Raw genomic sequence first — 18,795 nt, 5'->3', positions numbered from 1 at the left:
CGCGGTATCGGTCAACTGACAAAGCCTTCATCACATTCGCGGAGCTTTCTTCCGGTTGTGCGTTGATAACCAACGACACTGAGAGGTTGCCATGTCTGACGAGAGCACGCCGAAGCCTAACGAAAATGTCCGGGTAAAATCCACGGACGCAAATCCAGCCGACGACGGTTTCGGTAAAGGTGATGGTTACTCGGGCGATGAGTACGATAGCATGGACCATGCCGCCGAGCGTCATCTGCAGAACCGAGACCGCGCGCCTGGAGCCGAGCCGATCGAAAAGGCTGACGGCAGGGACATTCCTCGCGAGGCTGGTAAGCGAGCATATATCGACAACAAGACTGGTGAAGTTCACGGAAGTGGGGCGAGCGCAGGTGGCGGCAACCCGGGCGAGGACATCGACCTGGACACGTCGCGAAGCGGGCCTGAGAAATAGCCGTTGGACAGTATCAGTAGCCCTAGCGACGGCAGAGCTCAGTGCCCAGTTTCGAAAGTTCGCGATTAGGCAATACTAATGATTTTGACCCGCCGAAACGGGTCGAGACCTATCTCCGCATGGATGCCGGCATCTCTACGTGTTGCTGGACAGCCGGTGCGATGGTCGACTTCAGACTGACAGCTTATGTCAATAATACGCCAGCCGGAGGCGACACCAAATAGCTAGTGGGCCGTTCGTAATCGCCGGCTTCGGTCGACAAATTGACAATAAGCCACTCCGTAATGGCCGCCTGTGATGCGAACGATCTGGTGGCGCCGATACACCCGGAAGCGTGATCGCGATTCTGCGGCCGGGTGATCATGAGCGGTGGCTGGCGGGCAGCTATCACGACGCGCTGGCGTTGAAACGGCCACAACCGGCGGACTGCATGAAGTAGGGTAGCCGGTGTTTCCAACGCGAGAAGTTGATGCCATTTTTAGCAGAATCGAATAGACCAGCCTAGGTGTTTGATCCCACGGTTTGATGGTGCGATCCTTTCGTTAGTATGGAAGGAAGCCATATGGGACAGGTACGTCACGGGAGCGCCACGACCACGCACGCCGTCAGAGCAGCAATACAGCGATCGCAAGCTTCGCTCGCGACGTTGAGCCAGGAGCTGGGGATCAACCCCAAGACGGTCGCGAAGTGGCGTAAGCGGACGACGGTCGAGGATCTGAAGACCGGGCCGAAGGCCCCTCATTCAACGACCCTGACCCAAGCTGAGGAGGCGGCCGTCGTCGCGTTCCGCCGGCATACCCTGCTGCCGCTGGACGACTGCCTCTACGCATTGCAGCCGTCGATCCCTCATCTGACCCGATCGGCGCTGCATCGATGCCTCCAGCGGCACGGCATCTCCCGCCTGCCGGACATCGAGGGTGACAAGCCCAAGCGCCAGCGCTTCAAGCGCTATCCGATCGGCTTCTTTCACATCGATATCGCTGAGGTGCAGACCGCCGAAGGTAAGCTTTACCTGTTCGTCGGCATCGACCGCACCAGCAAGTTCGCGGTCACCCAGTTGGTCGACAAGGCCGATCGGCGAACGGCGTGGGAGTTCCTCGAACATTTGCTGAAAGCTGTGCCCTACCGAATCCACACGATCCTGACTGACAACGGGATCCAGTTCGCTGAGCAGCCGCGCAACCGTAACACCGCCTGGTCGCGCCAGATGCGCTTCGACATGATATGCGAGGCAAACGACATTGAGCACCGCCTCACGAAGCCGAACCATCCGTGGACCAACGGACAGGTCGAACGGATGAACCGCACCATCAAGGAGGCGACCGTCAAACGTTTTCACTACGAAAACCACGAGCAGTTACGGGTGCATCTCGCCGACTTCATGGCGGCCTACAATTTCGCCCGTCGGCTCAAAACGCTCAGCGGCCTCACGCCTTACGAATACATCGCCAAAATCTGGAATTCAGAGCCTGAGCGGTTCATCGTCGATCCGATCCACCAGATGCCGGGACTAAACACCTAGTTTGGTCGCCTGATATTCCTTTTGGCCCCGGTCCGTCACGCGCACCTGCTGGTCGGCAGAGATGAGACGCAGCGGAGCTCCAGGCGGCGTCGGCGCGTCGCTCCCCTTGGGTGCCGCTATCACCCATGCTGGCGCCGGTGCATACCGCACGACACGCACTTGCGCTCGATCCGCCGCATTCACAACACTCGTACCGCACAGCGCGACGATCGGCGCCATTCCGCGCCACATTGAACCCTTGAACAAATCTATCCCCCTGAACGTCGCTGTAGCTTAGCGCCACTTACCGCAACATCTGACCGACCATGCTGCCAGCCGCAAGCCACCCAACAGGGCCTATGTTGCGCTATTCAAGCTCGTCTTGTCCCAAGCTGGAAACAGCGTCTTCAACCGATCGACGGTATGCCGCCACTTGGGGGTCTTCGGCGCGCACACGCTGTTCTGATTGCCGAACATCCCGACCTCGTGGATCGCCCCACCCAGCCCGACGCTGACAATCCATTCGACGGGTACGAAATACTCACAGCGGTCCAGGTCGTCGATGAACTCACGATGATAGCTGGCCTTTGCAAGCAGGTCCGCCGCAGGCACCGATGCGCCTTCACCGTTGCGGAGTTCAAAGTCCCGCATTGCCACCGGCTCGCCGCGGACCACCCCGACACCGACGAAGCCGTATCCCGGCGCCTTTACCCAGACGCGATCGCCGGGATCCAGCAGGCGAAGCGTGCCGCTATACCAGGCGCCGCCGCCGGCCGAAATAAAGCCGTACCGGCGTGCCTCATCCCAATCGCGACCCAAGCCGTGACCGAAAGAGACGTAATATTCGCCGTTCCACGGCTCGCGTTCGCCCTGCCGCGTTTCGACAGTCGCCGCGACCTGCGTCTCGACCGGATCGATCAGCCAGGCGCGGCTCAGGAGTTGGCCAGCATCGGTGTCGAACACCTGGAAGCACAGCACGTTAATCGCGATCCCGCGCTTGGCGAGATAGCCGACGATCCGCTCCGAACTGGCATCGAGGCCGGCCGCGACGATTACGATTTGCAGGCTCTGGTTAAGCGTCGCCTCGTCGAGCAGCATGCCAAACCGCGCGCGGAAATCCGCGGCGAGATTGCCGCCGTTCGAGAAGCGCGCATAGACGCGGCCGATTGCCTCCGCATCAAGCGCCTCGGCCCAAGTGGCATAGTCGATCGCCTGCGCCACGACGTCGCGCGGCGTGCGCCCGCGTTTCAACTCGATCAGCACAAGCCCGCCGTCAGGGGCGATCGCGAGCAAATCGATCCGGCCGCCAAAGCCGGTATCCTCCTGCCGTCCGATGATCATCCATTCGTCGGAAAGGATCTGTGGCGCCGCGACGATCATCTGTTCGAGCAGCGCCTCGCTCGGCAACGCGGATTCACCGAGCGGCGCGGGCGCGCTGCCGACCTTCCAGATGCTGTGTCGGATCGGCATGATCAGGCGTCCGCCGTCGCGCGACGCCCGCGTTTCGGCTCGCGGCTAGAATTGAGGTGACTCGGGTTCATGGTTTGGTAGATGTCAGCAAAGGCGATCGGCGAGAAGCCGGTAAATTGATTTTGCTGATAGGATAGTTGGCTTGGATCCTTCCGAAAAAAAGCGGCTCAGCGAAATCGATGTCTGCGACCTCTTCATTACTCCTGCCATCAAAAAGGCAGGCTGGGACCAGATGCTGCAAATTCGCCGAGAGGTTACGCTGGCACCCGGACCTATCGTGGTTCGCGGGAACTTGTCCTCAAGGAACAAGAAGAAGCGTAAATTCGCCGACTATGTTCTGTCGCTAAAACCGGGGCTACCCTTGGCTGTCGTAGAGGCCAAGGACAATGGTCACTCGGTCAGCAGCGGGCTTCAGCAGGCGTTGGGGTATGCCGAGATACTCGACGTCCCCAGCGCATTCAGCTCCAACGGAGACGCATTTGCTGGACATGATCGCGCGGTACTAGCCGGCCAGCCTACGGAGACCGATCATGGACTGGACGATTTCCCGCCACCCGACATTCTATGGGATCGCTACAGGCGTTTTCACCAGATCGCCGATGACGAGCAAGACCTGGTCAGCCAATCCTACCACATAGATGCTTCCGGCAAGGCGCCGCGCTATTATCAGGCCGATGCAATCAATCGGACCGTCGAGGCCGTAGCAAAGGGCCAGAAACGGGTCCTGCTCGTGATGGCGACCGGCACTGGCAAAACCTACACCACGTTCCAGATCATATGGCGTTTGTGGAAGGCCGGTACGGCCAAACGGATCCTGTTCCTCGCCGACCGCAACATCCTGATCGACCAAACGCTAGTGAACGATTTCAAGCCGTTTGGTGGGCAGATGACGAAGATCAAGAACCGCAAGATCGACCCTGCCTACGAGATACACTTGGGCCTGTATCAGGCGATCACCGGCACAGATGAACCCGAGAAGATCTTTAAGACGGTGTCGCGAGACTTTTTCGATCTGATCGTGATCGACGAATGCCACCGGGGTAGCGCCGCGGAAGACTCTGCCTGGCGCGAGATCCTCGACTATTTCGATGGCGCGGTGCAGGTCGGCATGACCGCCACCCCGAAAGAGACCGAATACGTCTCCAACATCACCTATTTCGGCGATCCGGTTTATACCTACACGCTCAAGCAGGGCATCGAGGACGGCTTCCTGGCGCCGTACAAGGTCATCCGCATCGACATCGACCGCGACGTGCTCGGCTGGACCCCGCCGCCCGGCATGGTCGACGACTTGGGCGGCGTGATCGAGGACCGCGAATATAATTTACGGGACATGGACCGCACGCTGATCCTTAACCAGCGCACCAAGCTGGTCGCCGAGCGGGTGATGAAATTCCTCCGCGCGACCGACCCGATGTCGAAGACGATCATCTTCTGCGAGGACATCGATCACGCCGAACGGATGCGCAAGGCGATCGTCAACGCAGCCGGCAAGCTGGCGACGGACAACAGCCGATACGTCATGCGGATCACCGGCGACAGCGTCGAGGGCAAGGCGCAGCTCGACCGGTTCATCGACCCCGAAGAGCCCTATCCGGTCATAGCCACCACGTCGCAGCTGCTGACCACCGGCGTCGATGCCAAGACGTGCAAGCTGATCGTCATCGATCGCACGATCAATTCGATGACTATGTTCAAGCAGATCATCGGACGGGGTACGCGGATCGACGAGGACAACGGCAAGTTCTTTTTCACGATTATGGATTTCAAGCGCGCGACCAAGCTGTTCCGGGACGACGCGTTCGACGGTGCCCCGGTGGTGATCTACGAGCCTACCGACGGCGATGATCCTGTCCCGCCCGACCCCGAAGATGATGGGGACCCCGATAGCGAGGGCGATCCCGACGATGACGATGACGGTGACGACACCGGCGGGCGCCGCAAATTCGTGGTCAGCGGCGTCACCGCGCGCGTGATGAACGAACGCGTCGAATATGTCGGTAGCGACGGCAAGCTGGTGACCAAATCCTACCGCGACTACGCCGGCAAGCAGATTACGGAGGAATACAAATCGCTCAACGAGTTCATCTGGCACTGGAACGCCAGCGAACGCAAACAGGCGATCATCGACGAACTGGAGCAGCGCGGCGTCATCCTCGCCAATCTCGCCGAAACCGTAGGCAAGGATTTCGGCGACTTCGACCTGCTCGTCCATGTCGCGTTCGGCGCTCCACCGCTCACCCGCCGCGAACGCGCCGAGCGGGTGAAGAAGCGCGATTACTTCGCCCAATATGGCGACAAGGCCCGCGCCGTGCTCGAGGCTCTGCTCGACAAATATGCCGACGAGGGCGTCGAGACGATCGAGGATGCCAAGGTCCTCCGCCTCGCACCGTTCACCGCGCTGGGCACGCCGATGGAGATCATCAGGGGTGCCTTTGGCGGCAAGCCCGCTTATGAGGCCGCGCTGAGGGCGCTCGAAGACCAGATATACGAGTACGCCGCGAACGAATGAGAATGCACGAATGAGCAATGTTTCCGGCGTCATCAAATCCATCCAGGACATCATGCGCAAGGATGTCGGCGTTGATGGGGACGCCCAGCGGATCAGCCAGCTGGTCTGGCTGTTCTTCCTCAAGATTCTCGACGACCGCGAGGCCGAGCTCGAACTGATCGACGACAATTTTAAGTCCCCGCTCCCTGAGCATCTGCGCTGGCGGAACTGGGCGGCGGACAAGGAAGGCGACACCGGCGAAAAGCTGCTCGATTTCGTCAACCTGCAACTGTTCGCCAAGCTGAAGGGCGACCTGCCCGCGCAGGGCGACGTGGCGAAGCGCGCGCAAGTGATCCGCGATGTGTTCGAGGATACCTACAACTACATGAAATCGGGCACCCTGCTGCGGCAGGTGATCAACAAGATCAACGAGATCGATTTTAACAACAGCGAGGATCGCCACACGTTCGGCGCGATCTACGAACAGGTGCTGAAGGATCTGCAAAGCGCGGGCAACGCCGGCGAGTTCTACACGCCGCGCGCAGTGACGCAGTTTATCGTCAACCGCCTAGATCCGAAGCTCCACGAGGTCGTGTTCGATCCCGCCTGTGGCACCGGCGGCTTCTTGACTTGCACGATCGACCACAAACGCAAATCGGTGACGTCGACCGCCGAGGAGGAGGTGCTGCGCGGCTCGATCCGCGGCGTGGAGAAGAAATCGCTGCCGCACATGCTCTGCATCACAAACATGATCCTGCACGGAATCGATACGCCCAGCGGCATCCGCCACGGCAACACGCTGGCACGCGCCTATGCCGACCATACCGAGAAGGACCGCGTCGCGGTGATCGCCACCAACCCGCCGTTCGGCGGGATGGAGGAGGACGGGATCGAGAACAACTTCCCCAGCCACCTGCGCACGCGTGAGACTGCGGACCTGTTCATGGCGCTGATCATCCGCCTGCTGAAGACCAACGGCCGCGCCGCTGTAGTGCTGCCCGACGGCTTCCTGTTCGGCGAGGGCGTGAAGACTACGCTGAAGCGCAGCCTGATCGAGGAGTGCAATCTGCACACCATCGTCCGCCTGCCCAACGGCGTGTTCGCGCCGTACACCGGGATCAAGACCAACATTCTGTTCTTCACCAAGGGGACGTCGACCAAGAGCGTCTGGTTCTACGAACACCCCTATCCGGCCGGCGTGACCAGCTACAACAAGACCAAGCCGATGCGCTTCGAGGAGTTCGCGGCCGAGCAAGCCTGGTGGGGCGACGAAGTCGATGGCTTTCGCAGCCGCCAGGAGACCGAGCAGGCGTGGAAGATCAGCGCCGCCGACGTTGCCGCGCGCGGCTACAACCTCGACTGCAAGAACCCGCACCGCGCCGCCGAGATCAGCCACGATCCCGACGCGCTGCTCGCCACCTATGCCGAACAGCAGGCGGGCATCCAAAACTTGCGCGACCAGTTGAAGACGATCTTGGCCGAGGCGCTGGCGGGGACGCCAGCGTGAGCGACATCGCCGCGTTAATGGCCGACAATCTCGACGTCTGGACCGGTGCGATCGAGCGCAAGAGCGGCGCCGGGCGCGGCGGCGGCAAGCGGATTAGCCTGTACGGGATCGAACGGCTGCGCGCGCTGATCCTTGATCTGGCGGTGCGCGGGAAGCTCGTGCCGCAAGACATGGAGGACGAGCCGGCGAGCGAGTTGCTCAAGCAGGTAGCGCAAGCTCGCAATCGGAAAATCTTAGCTGGTGAAGTGCGAAAGCCAAAGGCTTTTGCGGCGCTACCGTCAAACCTCTCGTCACTGCCGCCCGGCTGGGTTTGGACTCAACTTGCAGCCATCGCTGAAATCAACCCGAGCAATTCTGTTGCTAACGACGTCGACGCTTCGTTCGTCCCTATGACATTGGTTTCCACGAGCGTTTCTGGAAAACATAAAGATGAAGTTAGGAACTGGGGAGAGATAAAAAAGGGTTTTACGCAATTTGCTGATGGTGATCTTGGCCTAGCCAAAATTACACCGTGCTTCGAAAATGGTAAGGCAGCAATCTTCCAGAACCTTGCGAATGGGATCGGCGCCGGCACGACGGAGCTTCACGTAGCTCGTCCTTGGCTAAACGAGTTGAACCGTCGTTACCTGCTATTGACTATGAAAACCGGCTCATATCTCAGTAACGGCGAGAAATTGATGACGGGCACCGCGGGTCAAAAGCGTGTAACTCGCTCATACTTCGAAGCGACGCCGCTTCCCCTTCCGCCCCTAGCCGAACAGCAGCGCATCGTGGCAAAGGTCGATGAGTTGATGGCGCTGTGCGACGCGTTGGAGCGGGACAGCGCAGGCTCGATGGCCGCGCATCAAGCGCTGGTGGAAATCTTGCTCGCGACGCTGGTGAACAGCGCAGACGCGACGGATCTCGCCCGCGACTGGGCGCGGCTGGAACGCCATTTCGACACCCTCTTCACCACCAACGCCAGCATCGACACCCTCAAGCAAACCATCCTTGCCCTCGCCGTTCGCGGGAAGCTGGCGGACCAGGATGGAGCCGATGAGCCGGCAGCAGCGCTATTAAAAAACGTAGAAAAACAGCGGGCAGCATTGTTAAAGAAGAATTTTCCCAATGCAGCCGAAGCAAATACTCAATTAAAAAAGCAGAATATTCAAAAGATTCCCATAGGCCTGCCAAAGTTGCCGCATGGCTGGGATTGGGCGACTTTAATGCAATGCTCAATGCTTGTTATCGACTGCAAAAATAAAACCGCGCCCTATGCTGATGAGGGCGTTAGGTTGATTCGCACAACGAATGTTAGGCATGGCCAGCTGAATGCAAAAGACCAAAGATTTGTAAACGATGAAACATTTGAAAAATGGAGCCTGAGAGCAAAGCCGATCGCAGGTGATCTTTTGATCACACGCGAAGCTCCAATGGGGGAAGCGTGCCTGATTCCCGAAGGTGAACTTATATGCCTAGGCCAAAGAATGATGCTCGCGAGATTTATCCCCGGAACGATAATCGCTCGCTACATTCTTATCACATTTATGGCCCCCGATCTTATGGAGCGAGTGCAGGACAAGCCCATCGGGATGACTGTTGAGCATCTACGCGTAGGTGGGGTTGAGACTTTACTGGTGCCCATCCCCCCCCTCGCCGAACAGCGTCGGATCGTCGCCAAGGTCGATGCGCTACTGGCGCTGTGCGATGCGCTGAAAGCCCGGCTCGCCGACGCCGCGCAGACGCAGCGCCACCTCGCGGACGCCATCACCCAGCGCGCGGCGGCGTGAGCTAAGCCTAGTAGGCGGCGGGTTCCCGGTCACCGGGCTCGATCGATAACGAGCTTTGCCGGGCGCGACCGACGCGACGTTGTTCGATCGGCCCGGACGCCGTGACCGATCGCTAAACGCCGGGCGCGTCCGGCCCCAGGACCAGCATGCCGCTTTGCCGCGTCAGCTGACTGCCCTTGATGGCCGCGCCGATCACTTCCGCCAGCAGCTCACGCAGCTGGCTGCTGGTTGACTTGAAGCCAACGGCGCGGGCTGCGGCTTGCATGACCTGGTCGTCGGTCGCGCCGTAGTTGATACGCACGACCTCGAGGATCGCGATCTCAAGCTCGGTCGGCGGCAGCGTATCGGACTTGCGTAGCAAGGCAGACCGGACCGCGCTGCGATCGCGGACCTTCGGCGTGCGGCCCGGCACGTCGAGAAAGTCCTGATCATCCGTGATGCGGCCCTCGCGAACCGAAACCGCAATCGCTGCTTCGACTGCCTCCTGAATGCGGACGCCGGCTCGCTTCAGTCCCCAGGCATCGCGAATACGGTTTACGACCTCGCACGCGTGAACCGGCCCCTCGATCCGCACGACTTCCTCCGCAAGCGCCGACAAGGCACCGCGCGGCGTGTCGTGCAGCTCACTGATCAGATGCCCGGGCCTGGTGATTTCGGCCTCTACGTAAAGACTGTTCGCCGGCTCCACATCGGGCGCGGCCAAGCCGACCTCGGTAAAACCTTCGCGTTCGAGGGTGGTGATCTCGACGTTCACCGCACGCGTCGCCTTCACGCCAGCGGCCTGGGAATCATGCTCGGCCTTGGCCGCCTCGATCCGCGCGATGACAAGGTCGATCTGTTCCTTGGGCCGCTGGAACCAGTCGGTGCTCCAGATGCGGTGGATCGTCCAGCCGTGGCTTTCCAGCACCGACTGACGAAGCCGATCGCGATCGCGAGCTGAGCGAGCGTCGTGATACGATGCGCCGTCGCACTCGATGCCGATGAGATAGCGGCCCGGTCGGTCCGCATCGGAGACTGCCAGATCGATGAAGAAGCCCGCAAGGCCGACCTGCCGGTGGACCTGATAGCCCTTGGCTTGCAGCGCCTTGGCAACCTGTTCCTCGAACACGCTGTCGTGATCGCGGCCTGTGCTCTCGGCCATGGTCATCTTGCCGGTGCGCGCGAAGTGGAGGAACAGCTTGAAGGCGAGGACGCCCTTGCGGGTACCGGCGAAATCAGGATCGATGTCCTCGTCCGACATCGAGGCGAACACTTCGCACCGCTGCTTGGCGCGGCTGATCAGCACGTTCAGCCGCCGCTCGCCGCCGTCCATGCCAAGCGGCCCGAACCGCATCGGCACGCGGCCGCCCGGGACGGTCGGCCCGTAACCGACCGAGATGAAGATCACGTCGCGCTCGTCGCCCTGCACGTTTTCGAGGTTCTTGACGAAGAACGGCTCGGAGTGATGCATCTGAAAAAACGTCTCGACCTCCGCCGGAAGGCCGCGACGCAGAAGCTCGAGCTGGTCCATGATCGCGCGGCGCTGGGCTGCGGAGAAGGCCGCGACGCCGAGCGAGAGTTCGGGGTGATCGCGAGCGTGCGCGACGATCGCCTGCGCCACGACCTTCGCCTCCACCATGTTGGTCCGCGTGGCACCAGCGTCGAACACGCCTTGCGGGATGCGGTGGAAGCGCAGGCCCATGCCCGCTTCCGCTGTGTAAGGACTGGGCACGATGAACAGCTTGTTCTCGTAGAACTGGCGGTTGCTGACCGCGATCAGCGACTGGTGTTTGCTGCGGTAGTGCCAGCGCAGCATTCGCATCGGCAGGCCGCGTGCCGTGAACAGGCCGAGGATGCTCTCGATGTCGGTGACGCGGGTGCCTGCATCGTCGTCATCGTCCGCGCCGCCGCCGGTCATCTTCGAGAAGAAGGCGGTGGGCGGCAGCTGCTTCGGATCGCCAACGACCACGACCTGCTTCGCGCGGGCGACCGCACCGAGTGCGTCGACCGGCTGGATCTGGCTCGCTTCATCCATCACCAGCAGATCGAAGTCGAACAGGCCGGGTGCGAGGAACTGCGCCACGGACAAGGGGCTCATCATGAACACCGGCTTCAGCGCCTGCACCGCCGGTGCCGCCTTCTCCATAAGGCGACGGATCGGCATGTGACCGCGTTTGCGGGCGATCTCCGCGCGCAGCACGCCGAGCGGACCGACTGCGCCGCCGTCTCGTGCCGGGACTGCCTGGTGATGCGCCTTCACGACCTCGAAGCTTGCGGTCGCGATCCGCTGGCGATCCATGTCGGCGAACTCGCGCGCCAAGCGACCGTGCAGCGTGCCGTCGAACATGCCAAGGTCGGGATCGGCTTTGATCTGGTCCGCGTAGATCGCTTCATAATAAGCCATCTCGAACCCAGGCACGGCACCATCCGTGCCCAGGCGACCGTCGGCCAGCCGCCTGACAACATCGTCGCAGCCTAAGCTGGAGGTTCGCTCCGCCCGGTCACGATACGCCGTCCACTGCGTGAGGCGTTCGCCAGATTGATGCCACCGCTCGAGATGTGCGCTAAGATCGGCGAGCGGCGTGGCGGCAAACGTCTCACGACCGAGTGCGGCGGCCACATCGAGCCGAAGTTGTTCACCGATCGCCTTGAGTTCGTCGAGCAAGGCGGTGGTATCCGCGTCGACACGGGCAGCGTCGGCGGCGGGCGCGGCGCGGTCGTCGATTTTGCTACTCAGCAGCCGTATGTCGCCATTCGCCTGGATCCAGTCGGCGGCGACACGCAAACTGCCCCAATCGGAGCCCGTCCCGCGCCATGCCGTTCCGAACGCCGCGATGCCGACATCCGCCAGATCGGCGATCCCGACATCCTTGGCCTGGAGTTCAACAAGGTCGTCAAGCAGGCGGCGACGATCATCAAGCTCGAGTGGCAGGTTTACTAATACCGCCGAGCTTGCGGTATTGGCGGCATGTAACCGGGTCACGACGGTCAGCAAAGCTTCGAGATCGGCACGGTCTGCTTCCAATGCCTCACCGAACGCCAGCGATTGAGCCTCGTTCAAGCTCGACCAAAGACCGGACAGCGAAGGGACCATTTGGTCAATCACCGCAGCCGTCCGCCCGGCGCGCGTGCTAATTTCGCTTCGATCGGGACGACGCGCTGCGATGATACGGGGTTCGGCGCCAAGACCGCGGAGCGATCGCATCCAGTCAACCACGCTGAGAAGCGGTGCTGACGTCGAGCGCTCACCGCGCCATTCGGCACCAAAGGCCGAGCGGGCAAAATCATGCTCTTGCTCGATCGTGCGTTTCGCGGCCTGCCCTTTCGCGAGTGCATCCAGCACCGTGAGCGTCTCGTCGAGAGGCGTCGTTGGCGATGTCAGAACCGACCGAACGAGCCGGTTCGCGCGTCGCCATTCCCCACTGAATATCCGCATGAACCCGATCCCATGCGACGCCAGCGTGACCCGCGCGCCTGCCAGATCCATATCCCAGGCGGCATCGGTCAGCTGGCCCGTAGTCGTCGCGACTGCATCCTCATACGCGGCAACGGCATCGACAACATCGGCGGCACGTTCGACCCCGGAGTTCCAGACGTCGGATGCGAAGGCATCGGCGTCGGCATCGGGCGCGTTGGCCACCCGCTCACCGATCGCCGCGAGCTGTCGGGCTTCGTCGACTGTATTGGGAGCGTCGCGGCCAATCGTCCGTGCCAACGCCCCCGCCTCGGCTTGCAGCCGCGGCAGCAAGGTTGCGAGCGCCGCGATCTGCTCGAAATCCGGCAGCGTGAAGGTCGATGGCAGCGGACGAAGCGCAGCTATCGCTTCCGACACGTCCGTCGCCCATCCACTCTCGGACACGGACGCGGCAAGATGAGATCGAAGATCAGCATAGCGATGGCCTGTCGCAAGCAGACGGTCGATCTCTTCGAGACGGTGCTCCCATACGGCGTCCGCCAATGCCGGCCCCTCGATTGAAGGCGCCCGTGCAATGCGGTTTGCCATCACGACAAGCACACCAACCTCGCCAAGCGATTGCATCGGCGGCAGCTCGAGACGTGCAGCAAGCGCGCTCTGTGCCGCATCGAGTGTGGCCAGCCGCTCCATTACGCGCCCAAGCCGCTCCTCAAGCCGCTCGACCTCGGTAGGCAGGATCGAGGACAAGCCGACACCGCGCCATGCATGATCGCCAGGTCGGCCGATGAGGGTGATCCGTTCGGCGAGCTCGCCAATCACGTTGTGACGCTCGGCAAAATCGTCGATCGACCATGTCTCCGGTCCCTCCAGGGACAAGTCGCCAGGCTTCTCTCCATCCTGACGCAGCCGGCTGAGCTGCCCGATGACCTGATAGGGTGTCAGACCAGACGCTGGATGCGGGGCATGCATGCGCTCTACGTGACGGTTCAAACTGTCCCGGGCGATCGTCAGCCGGGCATGTAGGCTTCCGGCATCCTGGTGCTTCGGCGCGCCAAGCTCCCATGTCCGTCGAAGCTCCTCGAGGACCGCACGCTTGTTGGCTTTGTTGCTGTGAAGCTCCAGGCACGCATCGCCGACACCGGTCGCATCGAGCCTGCGCTTGACTACCTCAAGAGCGGCCATCTTTTCCGCGACGAACAGCACCGTCTTGCCGTCAGCGATCGCGGACGCGATGATGTTGGCGATCGTCTGACTTTTCCCCGTTCCCGGCGGCCCTTGGATGACCATGTCGCGGCCCCGGCGCACCTCATGCACCGCCAATGCCTGTGAACTGTCGGCATCGACGATATGCAGCATCTCGGACGGCGGGATGAAAGGATCGATGTTGGCATCTTCAGGGATCATGCCCGCGCTGCCTTCGAACCCGTCGGCCAGCAGTCCGCGGACGAGTGCGCGCTCGGTGATCTTGCCGCCGTTCGGCCAGGTCTGCAGGTCGAGGTCGCGGTACATCAGGAACTTGGCGAACGAGAAGAAGCCGAGCACGACGACGTCGGGCTGAACCTCCCAACCGGGTTTAGACGACACGGCCTCGGCGACGTCCTTAAAATAGGCGACGGGATCGAAATCCTCACCGCCCTCGAACGTCGGCAGCCTGATACCGTGCGCGCGGTCAAGGAAAGCCTCCAGCGACAGGTTGGACGCGTAGTCCTCCTGACGCATCCTCAGCTTGAACTTCTCGCCCGCATTGCCGCGCTCGAGCTGCACGGGCACGAGTACCAGCGGCGCAAACCGGATGTTTGCGGCGTTGTTCGGATCGATCCACTTCAGCGCGCCAAGGGTCAGATACAGGATGTTGACGCCCTGCTCCTCCTCCAGCGTACGCGCATCGAAGTAGAGCTCGAGCAGGCGCTTTTGCAGCCCCTTGGGCGTCAGCCGGGTCTGAAGACGGGTGTCGACGTGACGCGAAAACACACCGCGTTCGTCGGCGACGTCATCCTCGGGTTGCGCGAGATCAGCAATCTCGTCCGACTCTTCCGCCGGCACGTCTTCGTAGGTTTGCTCACCGGCGGGTGCCGCCTTGCCCGCGAGGAACGAAAAGGCGCGCGCCTCACCGACAAGCATGCGGAAAATCTCGCTGCTGACCTCGTCGACGACTTCGACCGCCTTCGCGCCTTTCGCGGCGCGCGGCATGTTGAGCAGGCGGTTCCTCGCCGAGAGATCGAGGAGCTCGGTCCGCGCGCGATCCAGCTTCTCGTCTATGGGAAGGTCGCTCTGGAACACCGAAACGGTCGCCTCGTCCTGCTCGATACTCGGTACTGTAGCCAATTTCCGCCCCCGTCTCACGACACTTGCCGTGATAAGGCGCGAAAAGGGTCACCAAGTCTACCACAACCTGTTCAGCCGCGGATGGCTTGGGCAGCATTCCAACGCCGGCGATAGGCAGCACCCGGATCAAGCCTTTTCAAATTTGGCTAGGACCTCTTCAAATTTGTAGATTTCGAGGTGACGTAATTGATGTGTCGGAACACGCAACGCGGGGAAACCGGAGGATGCGGTTTACGGCTTAGGCTCTACACTCCCGTGGACCCGCGGCTGTTGATTACCCCCCTCACCGGAACCCCACATCAGCAGAGCGCGGCTTTGCTAACAACTTTCGCAGGCGCGTAAGCAACTAAGCATTCATTGATAGTAGCAAGGTCAGCGATGACCGATCATTCGTTCCCTGGAAGGCATGGTGCATATCGCTCAACATGCACCCTTCCTAAAAATATATATTCACGTCTTGATTTTCTAGTATTTTGAATGAACGCCCCTGAAGTTCGTGAAAAGCTGCATAGTAGACAACCCACATACGCCGACAAGTCCTTCCCTGATATGTTGACGATACGGTTTGCGGAATTATTTTGCGGCTTTCCTGTCAGACAATATCGCGAAAAATAACGTCTTATCTCGTGATCGGAGCCGGTCTTGTACTATCAATCTATGACCATTGCTGAGGCACGTCGGCGTGTGAACCATTCCCTATACCTGCCCGCTATCCAGAGGCCCTATGTTTGGAAGCCGGAACAGATTGTCGGCCTGTTCGACAGCTTGATGCAGGGATACCCGATCTCAAGTTTCCTGTTCTGGGCGGTCGAGCCGCAGAACCGTCGCCAATGGCCCATCTATCGTTTCGAAGAAGCTTACCGTCAGGGTGAGCCTTGGAGCCAGAAGGTCGAACCCGACGGCCGTGATGTGATTTTCGTATTGGACGGGCAGCAGCGGCTGACCTCACTATTGATTGGGCTGGCCGGCTCATACACGCTTCTTGAGAAATCCGGCCGCCGCAACAAATCCGCAATCTTTCGTGCGCACTATCTCTATCTAGATCTTTTTAAAGATCCTGAGGAGATTGGTGACGACGATGAGCTTATAGCGAACCGTTATCGGTTCAAGTTTTTTTGTGTTCGGCCACGCAACGACCACAAGCAGTTTTGGGTCAAGATTGGCGATATTCTGGATATAAATGATGGTGAGCGCTTGCATGCGTATCGGGATACACTGTTCGCCGATGTCGGTGAAAGAGTTGTCGCAGAGCAGCTGAAAATTGCAGAACGCAACATCAATCGCCTTCACGAGCTCGTATGGATCGACGAGCCGATCTCCTATTATACAGAGCGCGTACAGGATATTGATCGCGTTCTCGCTATCTTCATTCGTGCAAACGAAGGCGGAATGAAGCTGTCTAAGGCCGATCTTCTTATGAGCGTCGTCACAACAACATGGGGTAAGAGCTACGTACGCGACGAGATATATGGCTTAGTTGAGCGACTCAGCAAGGGCATGGGTGCGGCGTTCAACTTCGACAAGGACCTAGTGATGCGCGCCTGCCTGGTCATCTCGGATTTGCCGAACGTCTACAATGTCGCCAACTTCACCGCGCACAATATGCAGATCATCCGCGAGAACTGGAATCTGATCCGCTCGTCCCTGGAGAGCACTGTCGAGCTAGTCGCCTGGTTCGGGCTTGATGGTAGTCAGTTGACGAGCATAAACACGTTGATTCCGATCGCCTATTACATCTCGAGGATCGATGGCTACCGACTTGATGGGACGTCGGCATTTGACGCCGTCAATCGCGAGCGCATTCGCCGCTGGTTGTTTAGTTCGCTGTTCAACGGCGCTTTCGGCGGCCACTCGGACGGGGCTATCGCGACTTGTCGCGACACGATCCGAGAGGAAATGCGCTCGTCGCGCGACTTCCCGCTGGCCAAGCTCGCTCAAGACATGCGCACGCGGCGCGGTCACCACCTGTCGTTTGACGAAGAAGGGACGCGAAAACTCCTCGACACGTCCTACGGCAAAAAGCACACGGCCATTGCGCTCGGCATGCTATACGACGGCCGCCGCTCGCCCTCGTCGCGCTACCATGTCGATCATATCTTCCCACTGGCGGCGTTCAGCGAAAGAGCGCTTCGCGAGCGAGGCGTGGGCGGTCCGCTGATCGAGAGCATGCGTCGATCAATAAACAGCCTCGGCAATCTCCAGCTGCTGATCGAGCGTGAAAATCTCGGCAAGTCAGATGGAGAACTGGCATCATGGCTGCACACTCGAGACGCCACGTATTTCGAACAGCATCTTATTCCCAATGATCCCGAGCTGTGGGAGTTCGATCGTTTCCTCGATTTCATCGATGCGCGCGAGCAATTGATCCGCAACGCGCTCAAGCGGTTCCTCGACGTAACCGACAAGACGGCTTAGATAGTTTGATGCGCTCAACTCCGCGCATGGCAAACGCACTTGCCATCAATCCCAAAATCTTCCTTGACGACGAGCGCGCGCCACCTCCGGGCAACTGGCTGGTGGCACGTGACGCCACACAATTCTGCGCGTTGCTCAGGAACCACGAGCCAACGATCATTTCGTTCGATCATGACCTCGGCTGTGATGAAGTCGGTGTCGAGATCCCGGGCGGCCAGCACTGTATGCATCTGCTGATCGACGCAGCGATAGATCGGCCGAAAGCGTTCGATCATCTTAAGCTGGTCATACTGCACAGCGCCAATCCGGTTGGCCGTGCGAACATGCGCGGCCTGCTCCAAAGTGCGCAGCGGCATGGCATTCTGTCATCGGTTCGCCTTGTCGAATTGCCCGTGACAAGCCATCCTCTGACGACATGGCGGATCGCATGAGCCGTCAACCTTCGAATCGCTCGCGGCGCGAGATGGAGAAGCGACCCATGACTCAATCCGAGCCGACGACTACCACCACTTGGCCGGCAGAAGACGGGGAGGCTGAAGGCCGTGCCAAGCGGATTAAATTGCTAAATCAGCAGATCATGGAAAAGTCTCTGGAACAGCATCTGGCGGCCCTGAATAGGCTCGATACATGGAAGACGTCCCCGTGGATCCTTTCTGGGCTGGGCATGGTCGTCGGCGTCGCGCTGATCTCTTCTGGCGTGCTGTTAACAAAGTTCGTCATTTTAGCGCACTGAAGGCCGCACTAGCATGGTCGCCACCCAATTACGCCGTGCTTGGTCAAGACGTTTAGGCGCCCATTGGAGCTTGGTAACCGGGCCAGTGTGCACATCGCCCTGTTCGGGCCGAACCAACCCAGTTGGCAAATGCGGCGAACGTAGCCTGATTGCGGTTTATTTCCGTTTTCCTTTTGTAGCCCCTTACAGCGGCGATCGTGGCCCCAGGAATACCAGACTAGCCCTGCCGCACTTTCGGCGCCCCAGAGTGGCTCCAGCGGCCTCAAACAGGCCATTGGCGTATTCCGATCGTCGCTGATCCTTATGAAACCCCGCGTGAGCCGCCGTATGCATGCTCCAGCGCCTAACGATGCCACATGATGGCATCGGTCGGTTGGACGTGCTCAGCAAGCCGTTCTTCGAGCTTTAATCTGCATTGCCATCACCGCGCTTCGCGCTGATCGCCGCGGGATTTTGGGTCTCGTGCGCGTGCTCGCGTATACGCGCTAGGCGTGTGCGCTCGCGTGCGCGCGCGTTAGAGATTTTCCGGTTGCGCTGGATTCGAGCTTGATCTCGAAACTCCCGCGCTCCGGTATATTACTTACTACGTAGTAATATGGGAACGAGGTTCTTTTTTGTTCTTTTAGTTACGAAGTGGACCTATTCAGATTGAGGGTCTGAAAAGTGCATAACCCGCGGTGGTCGACGCATACGTGCGGAGTGAGCGCTTCCTCCTGGTCACGAGCCTCCAGGCGCGTTCCCCGAGCCTTGGATCGGT

At 60.2% G+C, this 18,795-nt stretch carries 10 protein-coding genes; 8 read left to right on the top strand and 2 right to left on the bottom strand.

Annotation, left to right across the window (positions count from 1 at the left end; genetic code table 11):
* The first annotated feature begins 91 nt into the window (after window positions 1-91).
* Window positions 92-433, top strand: coding sequence for a hypothetical protein (locus tag C8J24_RS17705; RefSeq protein ID WP_208620939.1), 342 nt, complete (start codon window positions 92-94; stop codon window positions 431-433).
* 562 nt (window positions 434-995) lie between these two features.
* Complete coding sequence (locus C8J24_RS08415) at window positions 996-1,955, top strand: IS481 family transposase (RefSeq protein ID WP_107931715.1); 960 nt, start codon at window positions 996-998, stop codon at window positions 1,953-1,955.
* A 336-nt stretch (window positions 1,956-2,291) separates the two neighbouring features.
* Here the strand turns inward: C8J24_RS08415 and C8J24_RS08410 are convergent, their stop codons facing one another.
* Window positions 2,292-3,404 (bottom strand): PDDEXK family nuclease, encoded by a 1,113-nt coding sequence (locus tag C8J24_RS08410; protein WP_107931713.1) that lies wholly within the window; start codon window positions 3,402-3,404, stop codon window positions 2,292-2,294.
* A 142-nt stretch (window positions 3,405-3,546) separates the two neighbouring features.
* Between C8J24_RS08410 and hsdR the strand changes: the two genes are divergently transcribed.
* Genes hsdR through C8J24_RS08395 form a run of 3 tightly spaced genes read left to right on the top strand, consistent with a single transcriptional unit; the run spans window position 3,547 to window position 9,171 of the window.
* Window positions 3,547-5,916 (top strand): EcoAI/FtnUII family type I restriction enzme subunit R, encoded by a 2,370-nt coding sequence (hsdR, locus tag C8J24_RS08405; protein WP_107931711.1) that lies wholly within the window; start codon window positions 3,547-3,549, stop codon window positions 5,914-5,916.
* Window positions 5,917-5,926: 10 nt separating this feature from the next.
* Window positions 5,927-7,402 carry a type I restriction-modification system subunit M gene (locus C8J24_RS08400; protein WP_107931709.1) on the top strand — a complete coding sequence of 492 codons (1,476 nt, stop codon included), beginning with the start codon at window positions 5,927-5,929 and terminating at the stop codon, window positions 7,400-7,402.
* Window positions 7,399-9,171 carry a restriction endonuclease subunit S gene (locus C8J24_RS08395; protein WP_107931707.1) on the top strand — a complete coding sequence of 591 codons (1,773 nt, stop codon included), beginning with the start codon at window positions 7,399-7,401 and terminating at the stop codon, window positions 9,169-9,171. The genes C8J24_RS08400 and C8J24_RS08395 overlap by 4 nt, the downstream gene beginning before the upstream one ends.
* Before the next feature lie 112 nt (window positions 9,172-9,283).
* Here the strand turns inward: C8J24_RS08395 and C8J24_RS08390 are convergent, their stop codons facing one another.
* Window positions 9,284-14,890: a DUF3320 domain-containing protein gene (locus tag C8J24_RS08390; RefSeq protein WP_107931705.1), complete on the bottom strand. Its 5,607-nt coding sequence runs from the start codon at window positions 14,888-14,890 to the stop codon at window positions 9,284-9,286.
* 657 nt (window positions 14,891-15,547) lie between these two features.
* Between C8J24_RS08390 and C8J24_RS08385 the strand changes: the two genes are divergently transcribed.
* From C8J24_RS08385 to C8J24_RS08375, 3 genes are read left to right on the top strand one after another with little or no spacing between them, the layout of a single operon-like run.
* The gene (locus C8J24_RS08385; protein ID WP_107931703.1) at window positions 15,548-17,305 is read left to right on the top strand and encodes a DUF262 domain-containing protein; all 1,758 of its coding nucleotides are present in this window, start codon (window positions 15,548-15,550) and stop codon (window positions 17,303-17,305) included.
* A gap of 8 nt (window positions 17,306-17,313) precedes the next feature.
* Window positions 17,314-17,736 (top strand): cyclic-phosphate processing receiver domain-containing protein, encoded by a 423-nt coding sequence (locus C8J24_RS17325; protein WP_167396729.1) that lies wholly within the window; start codon window positions 17,314-17,316, stop codon window positions 17,734-17,736.
* On the top strand, window positions 17,733-18,038 hold the full coding sequence (locus C8J24_RS08375) for a hypothetical protein (protein ID WP_167396728.1): 306 nt from the start codon (window positions 17,733-17,735) through the stop codon (window positions 18,036-18,038). The genes C8J24_RS17325 and C8J24_RS08375 overlap by 4 nt, the downstream gene beginning before the upstream one ends.
* Window positions 18,039-18,795 lie beyond the last annotated feature (757 nt).

Source organism: Sphingomonas aerolata (assembly GCF_003046295.1).
GTDB lineage: Bacteria > Pseudomonadota > Alphaproteobacteria > Sphingomonadales > Sphingomonadaceae > Sphingomonas > Sphingomonas aerolata.
This window is presented reverse-complemented; position numbering and strand designations above follow the sequence as displayed.